The sequence below is a fragment of the Micromonospora yasonensis genome, from assembly GCF_026013475.1.
Taxonomy (GTDB): Bacteria; Actinomycetota; Actinomycetes; order Mycobacteriales; family Micromonosporaceae; genus Micromonospora; species Micromonospora yasonensis.
The window spans coordinates 1-8,078 of the sequence record NZ_JAPDPH010000281.1 but is presented as its reverse complement, the minus strand read 5'-3'; the positions used below and the strand labels follow the sequence as shown (position 1 = coordinate 8,078).

Genomic DNA, 8,078 nt, shown 5'->3' with positions numbered 1-8,078 from the left:
GCGATCTGGATGACCGCGCCGTTGTCGTGCCACTGTCGCTGCGGTCGTCGCGGCGGGCGGACGGATCGGGCCGGGCATGAGGGCGCTGGTGACCGGTGCGGGAATGCTCGGCCTCACCGCGGTGGCGATGCTCGCCGAGAAGGGTGCACACGTCACCGCGGTCGACCCGGTGCCCGCCCGCCGCGAGATGGCGCTGCGGTTCGGCGCCGCCGAGGTGTCGGCGGGGGAGAAGGCGTTCGCGGACGTCGATGTCGCGCTTGAGCTGTCCGGCGTGCCGGCGGCGGTGCGGGCCGCGCTCGACTCGCTGACCGTTGGCGGCACGCTGGTGCTCGCCGGTTCGGTGTCGCCCGGCCCAGCTGTCGCCCTGGATCCGGAGCGAGTGGTGCGTGGCCTGCTCACGGTCACCGGTGTGCACAACTACCGGGCCGCCGACCTGCGGTGTGCGGTGGAGTTCCTGGCGGCCTGCCACTCCCGCTACCCGTTCCCCGAGCTTGTCGAGGGCGGGTACCCGCTGGAGCGCCTGGACGAGGCGTTCGACGCTGCGCACACCGGGGCGGCGCCCCGGCAGGCCGTCCTGCCCCGGGCCTGAGTTCCCGGGACCGCCGCTGGCGATCCGCCCCGGCCGTCAGGCGACCGCGGCGCGGGCGGCGTTGGAACTGCGGGTGTTCGTCATGGTGACGGTCGCGACGTCGGGCCGGTAGCGGTCGTCGGACCACTCGATCGGGGTTCCTGACGAGTCGGTGGTCAGCCGGCGTTCGCGCAGCAGAGGCGCACCGACGGGTACGCCGAGCAGCTCCGCGTCGGTGGTGTCCGCGGCCACCGCGTCGAAGGTGTGCCGCGCGGCGTGCAGATCCACCCCCCGTGCGAGCAGGTACGCGTAGATGGAGCCGGCGTTGAGGTCGGCATCCAGCAGCGAACGGCCCACCGCCTCCACATAGGTCATGCGTTCGAGCATGGCCGGTTGCTCGTCAAGCAGCCGGAGCCGGAGCAGTTGCACGGTAAGGGTGTCGGGCTCCAGGTGCAGTGCGGCGGCCACCGACGGCTCGGGTCGGCGGAGGGCTATCTCCTGGAGGCGTTGTCCCGGTGTGTAGCCAGTGAGTTCGGCACGCAGGGTGAAGGACAGGAACGACTCGAACGGCTGGGCCGGCACCGCGTCCAGCACCACCGGGCGCTTGCCCTGCCCGGCGCTGATCAGACCCTCCTCGCGCAGCGTGGCGAGGGCCTGCCGGACCGGGCCGCGCGACGCCGAGAACTCCCGGCACAGCTCGGCCTCGGAGGGCAGCGACGCGCCGATTGCCAGCTCTCCACTGCGAATCCGGCGCCGTAGCTCCGCCGCGACCGTCCGGTGTAGGGGAGTCGTCACGGTAATGGACTATACAAGTGACCGACCAGCGCCCCTTAAGCGCCGGTCCCCCCGAGGTGAACAGCTGATGACTTGTATATACAAGTCATTGACCGCAAGTGGGCGACCTGCCAGCGTGGCTGCCGTGAACGTCTCCCGTAGCCCGGTAGATCTGGTCGTCGTCGGCGCCGGCGTCGTCGGTCTCGCGCACGCCGTCGAAGCGGTCGCGCGTGGTCTGTCCGTGACCGTCGTAGACCGCGACGAGCGGGCGGTCGGCGCCTCGGTCCGAAACTTCGGGCACGTGTGTGTCACCGCGCAAGCCGGCGAGGCTCTCCGGTACGCGCGGCGCTCCCGCGGCACCTGGCTGCGGATGGGAACGGCGGCCGGCTTCTCGGTCACCGAGTGCGGCACCGTCGTGGTGGCCCGGGCGTCCGAGGAGATGGACGCGCTCGAGGAGCTCGCCGCCGAACGTGGCACGGACGAGGTCGTCCTGCTCAGCCCGGGTCAACTCGCCGCTCGGGTGCCGGTCGCCGTGGACGGGCTGCTCGGCGGCGCCTTCCTCCCCCACGACCTGCGGGTCGACCAGCGGCGGGCGGCGAGTGCCCTGGCCGCGTGGCTCGCCGCCCAGCCGGGGGTGCGGATGCTGTGGTCCACCCCGGTGCTCGGGGTCGAGGAGGGCCTGGTCCGCACCGGACGTGGTGATCTGGCTGCCCGGCGGGTCGTGGTCTGCGCCGGGCACAACCTCGACCGGCTGCTGCCCGACATAGCCGACCGCGCGGGCGTCCGCCGCTGTGTGCTTCAGATGCTCCAGGTGCGCGCACCGGGCCTGCGGGTCGATCCGGCCATCCTCACCGGCAGTTCCATGCTGCGCTACCCGGCACTGTCCGGCACCGCCGGCGCCGCCGCGCTGCGCCGCCGCTGGACCGACGAGCGTCCCGACCTGCTCGGCGCCGACGTCAACCACATGCTCACCCAGTTGCCCAACGGTGATCTCGTCGTCGGCGACACCCACACGTACGCCCGTACCCACGAGCCGTGGTCCGAGGAGGCGCTCGACGAGCTGCTGCTCGCCGAGACGCGTGCCCTGCTCGGCCCGCGTCTGGCCGTCGTGCGCCGCTGGCGGGGCGTCTACGCCAGCGCGGACGGCGAGTTCCTTCGTGTTCCGGTCGCTCCGGGAGTCATGGCGGTCGCCGTGACCTCGGGCATCGGCATGACCACTGCCTTCGGCCTCGCGCCCGTCGTACTCGATTCCCTCTGACCTGACCTTGGAGTCATCATGCGTGACCGTCGTTCCCTTTCGCTTTCCCTCGTCGTCGCGTTGCTCGCCACGGCGGCGCTCGCCGCATGCGGTGGCGGCGGAGCCGAAAGCTCCTCGGCCACCTGCCGCGAAGGGGAGATCCGCTTCGGGGTCGAGCCGTTCGAGGATCCGGCCAAGCTCACGCCCGCGGTAACCGTGCTGGGCGAGGCGCTGGAGAAGTCGCTCGACTGCCCGGTCAAGATCCAGGTCACCCAGGACTACTCGGCCGAGGTGCTGGCCATGCAGAACGGCAAGCTGGACGTCGGGATGTTCGGCCCGCTCGGCTATGTCTTCGCGTACAAGCGGGCCGGCGCGGAGGCGGTCGCATCCTTCGCTGACGCGAACGGCACGCTGTCCACCTACACCGCCGGGATCTGGGTGCCGAAGGACTCGGACATCACCAGCGTCGAACAGCTGCGGGGCCGGTCGCTGGCGCTGTCCTCGGTGGGCTCGACCTCGGGTGACGCCCTACCACGCAAGGCGCTCAACGACGCGGGCGTCGAGCAGAGGAGCGTGAAGATCACGTACGCCGGCGGGCACCCGCAGGCCCTGCTCGCCTTGGCCAACGGCAAGGTCGACGCCGCCGAGATCAATTCGCAGCAGCTGGCCAGCGCCACCGCCTCGGGCACCTTCGACCGGGCGAAGTTCCGCCAGGTCTGGACCTCCGCACCGATCCCGAACGACCCGATCACGGTGCGCGGCGACATGGACCCGGCGTTCAAGAACGCACTCAAGGAGGCGCTGCTCAAGCTTGATCCCGCCGCGGTCGGACAGATCGGCGCGCTGCTCGACGTCACCCCGCCCGGGCCGCTGGTCGCCGTCGACCAGTCTACCTACCAGCCGCTGTTCGACCTGGCCACCGCGCTGGGTCTGACGGAGAAGGACGTCTGATGCTCGCCCTGACCGACATCGCGGTCCGCTACGGCGACCGGGATGTCCTGCACGGCATCGACGTCACGGTTGCCGCCGGCGAGTTGCTCGCCGTGCTCGGCGCCAACGGCTCAGGCAAGTCGACCCTGCTGCGCGCTGCCGCCGGCCTCGCACCCACCACCGCCGGCACCGTCACCGTCGACGGACGGACCCGCCGGAATCTCGACATCGCACTGATCTTCCAACAGATACACCTGGTGCGCCGGCGCAGCGTGCTGGACAACGTGTGCGCCGGTGCACTCGGCCGGCTGCCGCTGCGACGGTCGCTGGTGCCGGCGCTGTTTCCCCGGGCGGTTCGCGAGGAGGCCATGGCGTGCCTGGACCGGGTCGGGCTGGCCCACCGGGCGCACGATCGCGCCGGCACTCTCTCGGGCGGGCAGCAGCAGCGGGTCGCGATCGCCCGGGCCCTGCACCAGCGCGCGCCGGTCATCCTCGCCGACGAGCCGGTCTCCGCGCTGGACCCGGCCGCCGCCGAGCAGGTGCTCGCCCTGCTGGCCGAACTCGCCCACGCCGAGAACCTCGCCGTGCTTGCCGTGCTGCACCAGCCCGACCTGGCCCGCCGGTACGCCAACCGGCTCGTCGGGCTGCGCGACGGCCGCATCGTCCTCGACGGCGATCCCGGACAGCCGGTCGACTCCCTCTACCCGAGCCGTGCCCTCCAGGAGGTGCCATGACCCTCCCCACCGTCGCCTCGGAGGCCCCGCGGCTCGCGGTGCCACCGAAGCCCCGCCGGCCGCGAGCGGCGCTGCTCGGGTGGGTGGCCGCCGGCCTGGTCGTCGGCGCGCACCTGATGGCCTGGAGCGCCACCGAGATCTCCCTCGGCAACCTGGTCGCCGGCTGGCAGGGCATGGCCCGCTTCCTCGCCGAGGCGATCCCACCCGACCTGTCCCCGCAGGTGCTCGCGGACAGCGTCGCCGGCGCGCTCGTCACGCTCTGGATCGGGCTGCTGGGCACCACGCTCTCGATCCCGGCATCGTTGGCGCTGGCCCTGCTCGCCGCGCGGGCGACGACGCCGGCCCCGGGGATCTACCAGGCGGCACGCGGACTGCTGTCGTTTCTCCGGGCAGTGCCCGACGTGGTGTTCGCGCTGATCTTCGTGACCGCCGTCGGGCTCGGGCCGTTTCCCGGCGTGCTGGCGCTGGTCTGCCACAACGTCGGCGTGATGGGCAAGCTGTGGGCCGAGACCCTGGAGGACGCCGACCCGGCGCCGGCGCAGGCACTGCGGTCGGCCGGCGCCGGCAGGCTCCAGGTGGCCAGCCACGCGCTGCTGCCCTCGGTGACCCCGCAACTGATCGGCCTCCTGCTCTACCGCTTCGACGTCAACGTGCGGTCCTCGCTGGTGCTCGGCCTGGTCGGCGCGGGTGGCATCGGCTTCCTGATCAACCAGTCCATCCAGTTGTTCCAGTTCGACCAGATGCTCACCCACATCCTGGTGGTCCTGGTCCTCATCGTCGTCGTGGACCGGGTGTCCGCGATCGTCCGTCGCCGCCTTGGGAGTAGCGCATGATTCGGTTGGCCGCCCTCGACATCGCCGGCACCACCATCGAGGAACGCGGGACGGTGTACCGCGTGCTCGCCGAGGTGGTCGCCGAGCATCGCAGGCCCGCCTCGGACGCGGACCTGCGGCACTGGATGGGCGCCGACAAGCGGGCCGCCCTCGCCGCGCTCACCGGCGACCCGGACGCCACCGAGAAGCTGCACGCCCGGTTCGTCGAAAGGCTCAACGCGGCGTACACCGCCGACCCACCCACGCCGATCCCCGGCGTCCCCGAGGCCGTCGCCGTGCTTCGCGCAGCCGGAGTACGCGTGGCACTCACCACCGGCTTCGACCACACCGTCACCGACCCGCTGCTCGACGCGGTCGGCTGGCGCGTGGGGGAACACCTGGACGCGGTCGTCTGCGCCGCCGACGTACCCGCCGGCCGCCCGCAACCCGACATGATCCACCGAGCGATGACGCTGACCGGAGTGCAGACGCCGAAGGCGGTCCTCGCCGCGGGCGACACCGCGCTGGACGTCCGCGCTGGACGCGCCGCCGGAGCGGCATTCGTCATCGCCGTGCTCAGCGGCGCGCAGACGCGCGCCGAACTCGAACGGGAAGGGCCTACCCACGTCATTGACAGCCTGGCCGACCTGCCCCGGCTGATCGGCCTCGAGTAGTGCGGAGGGTGGAGGACGATAGTGGGCCGGTGGGTGGCGCGCGCAGCGTCGCTGCGGTGGTGACCTGGTCCGCCACCTGACCCGGGCGACCGGTGCGTCCTCGGGCCTCCCACGGGCCGCGCACGAGGGAGACCGTCGTGCGTGCTCCTCGGCGATCCACCGGCGCAGCAGGAGGAACAGGTTGGCGTAGGTGCGCCCGCCGTGGACCAGGTCGATGAAGGTGATCGGACGCCGGCGGTGAGCCAGCCGTTGCGGATCGATTTCTAGCTGGCTCATGTTGGTGCGGAACTGGGCGACCTCCGCTGGGGTCAGCGTGTCCGGGTCGCACATGTCCTCGGCTTCCAGGCGTGGCACCGCCAGCAACTTGTCGAGGTGCCACTTCTTGACGTCACGTTGAGCGCGGAGCTAGGAGCGCTCGGCCTTGTCTTCTGTGTCCTTGATCTGCGCCTCCAACTCGGGGAGCTTGGCGCGGAGCTCGCGCACTTCCTGGATCCGGCGCTCGCGGTAGATGTACAGCGTCGAGTGGCGACGGTCGCGCGGGAGGTAGCCGTGCTGGTCGGGGACGTCCTCCGGATCGCCCACGATGGGAGTCAGGCGTTCGACCGCGGCCTTGTGCCGGACGATCTGCTCATCGAGCTGCGCCACTTGATTGGTCCGGCGAGCGGGATCCATGGCCGGGTAGGACTCAGCACTTCGGAGCTTGGCAACCTCAGTCGTTCGGTGAGCCAGGATGCACCGCTGCTCCAGCAACTCGAGCCGAGCCTGTTCACGTTCGGCGTCGTAGCGTTCGAGGTTCTTCTGACGGAGTGCCTCGCTTTTGATGCGCTTCTTCTCCCAGTCGCGTTCCCAGCGGGCCACTTCGGCGTCGAGTTGACGCTTCGTCTTGCGCTTGAAGCCCGGCTCGGCGCGTTCCCATTCGCCCATGATCTGCTCGGCGCGTTCGAGGCCTGCGGCCTCTTCCTCCATGCGCCATGGGTTCCAGAACTCGTCCCGGTGCAAGTCGAGGAACAGCGCGCGGGCGGCGACGCTCTCCCGAACGTCGACGTCGCACCCTTCTTGGCACGCCACCACAACCCCTCATGTTCGAACACGTCGTCTGGGAGCGTTGGAGTCAGCACATCGGTAGCCATGACTCAGAGCATTGGTCACGGGCACGAAGAGGTCGTTACAGGTCCACGACTATTCGGCGAAGCCGGAACCGTCGACGGCCATGCGCCGCAGCGGGCGCCGCGCTCATGCCACATCTGTGCTGCTGAGACGGGGCGACGTGAAGCGCCCTTCAAGTCGTCTGCGGTGAAGCGGGCGGGCGTCGGCGCGTTGGACGGGCTCGTCTCGGATGGGAGACTCGTGCGGTGAGCTCCGGTGTTCCACGTACGGTCAAGGCGGTCGACACGTCGAAGTTGCTCCGGCTCGACGCGGAGGCGATCGAGTGCGGGCTGAACCGCAATCACGGTGCCGGATGGCTGGTGGAATTCGCCGATCCCGAAGCGGTGCACTATCTGCGGCCGGTGCTGGTCCACCGGGCCGCGCATCACCCTGAGTTTTCGCCGCACTGGCGGTGCATGCTGTTGTTGACGATGCGAGACGGCCAGCAGGTCTTTTCCCTGCTGGATGTCCTGCCTGCCTCGTTCGAGGACCTGCCCGAGACGCTGGACGCGGCCACGAAGTCCGAGATCACCCACCGGCTGGCGCATGGGGGCCTGCTGACGCAGGCGCAGTGGGCCGACCTCAACCCCTGACCCAGGTGCTGGCCGGCGGTGATCCGATCGGCCGACACTCGACGGGTGATCTATGCGGCAGCAGGCGACTGGGCACCGGAGGGCGACGACGTCGAGCCCGTCGACCTTGACTGGCAGCGGGGCGCGCAACCTCAACCGCTGTCGGGAACGATCTGTTTATGTGCTCGCCGCAACTATCTCAACCAGACCAAGCCAACGACAAGCGACTCTCGAACAGCGTGAATGGACTTCGGGGTGAAGGTCCCGCTCAGCGGCGACGAAGCCTGTCCAACAGCGACCTTCGCCGCGGCGGTGGCGCAGGTGATCCGCCAAGCGCGGCGCTGCCATTGCCTGGCCACTCCTGGAATGCAGCGGTCAGATCCGCTGCATGGTGAAGGGTTTCGCTTGGCATTCCTGGGGTTATGTAAACCAGCTGTGCCACCGAGACGCCAATCGTGAGCGGTCTGGTCTTGGCCGCCTCACGCATCATCCGATATCTGGTCTCCACCAACCCGGCGACGTCCGAGCGGCACGCTGGGTCCACCCAGGCCGCTGTGACCAGCGCATAGAGCGCGGCTTCGGTAATCCAGTCTTCGACACCGTAGGCAAGCTCGATCAGCATTTGTCGTCT

The 8,078-nt window shown here is 70.3% G+C and carries 9 protein-coding genes and 1 pseudogene; 7 read left to right on the top strand and 3 right to left on the bottom strand.

Annotation, left to right across the window (positions count from 1 at the left end; genetic code table 11):
• The first annotated feature begins 76 nt into the window (after positions 1–76).
• Positions 77–589, top strand: a complete 513-nt coding sequence (locus tag ONA70_RS32725; RefSeq protein ID WP_265010356.1) for a zinc-binding dehydrogenase — start codon at positions 77–79, stop codon at positions 587–589.
• 36 nt (positions 590–625) lie between these two features.
• Here the strand turns inward: ONA70_RS32725 and ONA70_RS32720 are convergent, their stop codons facing one another.
• Entirely contained in the window at positions 626–1,363 is a 738-nt protein-coding gene (locus ONA70_RS32720) for a GntR family transcriptional regulator (protein ID WP_265010355.1), read from the bottom strand.
• Between the two features lie 124 nt (positions 1,364–1,487).
• Between ONA70_RS32720 and ONA70_RS32715 the strand changes: the two genes are divergently transcribed.
• From ONA70_RS32715 to ONA70_RS32695, 5 genes are read left to right on the top strand one after another with little or no spacing between them, the layout of a single operon-like run.
• Positions 1,488–2,600, top strand: coding sequence for a TIGR03364 family FAD-dependent oxidoreductase (locus ONA70_RS32715; protein ID WP_265010354.1), 1,113 nt, complete (start codon positions 1,488–1,490; stop codon positions 2,598–2,600).
• A gap of 18 nt (positions 2,601–2,618) precedes the next feature.
• Positions 2,619–3,530, top strand: coding sequence for a phosphate/phosphite/phosphonate ABC transporter substrate-binding protein (locus tag ONA70_RS32710; protein WP_265010353.1), 912 nt, complete (start codon positions 2,619–2,621; stop codon positions 3,528–3,530).
• Positions 3,530–4,243 carry a phosphonate ABC transporter ATP-binding protein gene (locus ONA70_RS32705; RefSeq protein WP_265010352.1) on the top strand — a complete coding sequence of 238 codons (714 nt, stop codon included), beginning with the start codon at positions 3,530–3,532 and terminating at the stop codon, positions 4,241–4,243. Before ONA70_RS32710 ends, ONA70_RS32705 begins: the two co-directional genes overlap by 1 nt.
• On the top strand, positions 4,240–5,076 hold the full coding sequence (gene phnE, locus ONA70_RS32700; RefSeq protein ID WP_265010351.1) for a phosphonate ABC transporter, permease protein PhnE: 837 nt from the start codon (positions 4,240–4,242) through the stop codon (positions 5,074–5,076). The genes ONA70_RS32705 and phnE overlap by 4 nt, the downstream gene beginning before the upstream one ends.
• Positions 5,073–5,729 (top strand): phosphonatase-like hydrolase, encoded by a 657-nt coding sequence (locus tag ONA70_RS32695; protein ID WP_265010350.1) that lies wholly within the window; start codon positions 5,073–5,075, stop codon positions 5,727–5,729. Before phnE ends, ONA70_RS32695 begins: the two co-directional genes overlap by 4 nt.
• A 405-nt stretch (positions 5,730–6,134) precedes the next feature.
• On the opposite strand, the gene ONA70_RS32690 is transcribed toward ONA70_RS32695, so the two are convergent.
• Positions 6,135–6,797 carry a hypothetical protein gene (locus ONA70_RS32690; RefSeq protein WP_265010349.1) on the bottom strand — a complete coding sequence of 221 codons (663 nt, stop codon included), beginning with the start codon at positions 6,795–6,797 and terminating at the stop codon, positions 6,135–6,137.
• Between the two features lie 284 nt (positions 6,798–7,081).
• Between ONA70_RS32690 and ONA70_RS32685 the strand changes: the two genes are divergently transcribed.
• Positions 7,082–7,468 (top strand): hypothetical protein, encoded by a 387-nt coding sequence (locus ONA70_RS32685; RefSeq protein WP_265010348.1) that lies wholly within the window; start codon positions 7,082–7,084, stop codon positions 7,466–7,468.
• A gap of 247 nt (positions 7,469–7,715) precedes the next feature.
• Here the strand turns inward: ONA70_RS32685 and ONA70_RS32680 are convergent.
• A pseudogene (locus tag ONA70_RS32680) lies at positions 7,716–8,078 on the bottom strand (tetratricopeptide repeat protein); the annotation flags it as partial.

Coding starts and splice junctions, on each gene's coding strand:
- ONA70_RS32695 (WP_265010350.1), top strand. CDS start 5,073: ATGATTCGGTTGGCCGCCCTCGACATCGCCGGCACCACCATCGAGGAA.
- ONA70_RS32725 (WP_265010356.1), top strand. CDS start 77: ATGAGGGCGCTGGTGACCGGTGCGGGAATGCTCGGCCTCACCGCGGTG.
- ONA70_RS32705 (WP_265010352.1), top strand. CDS start 3,530: ATGCTCGCCCTGACCGACATCGCGGTCCGCTACGGCGACCGGGATGTC.
- ONA70_RS32710 (WP_265010353.1), top strand. CDS start 2,619: ATGCGTGACCGTCGTTCCCTTTCGCTTTCCCTCGTCGTCGCGTTGCTC.
- phnE (WP_265010351.1), top strand. CDS start 4,240: ATGACCCTCCCCACCGTCGCCTCGGAGGCCCCGCGGCTCGCGGTGCCA.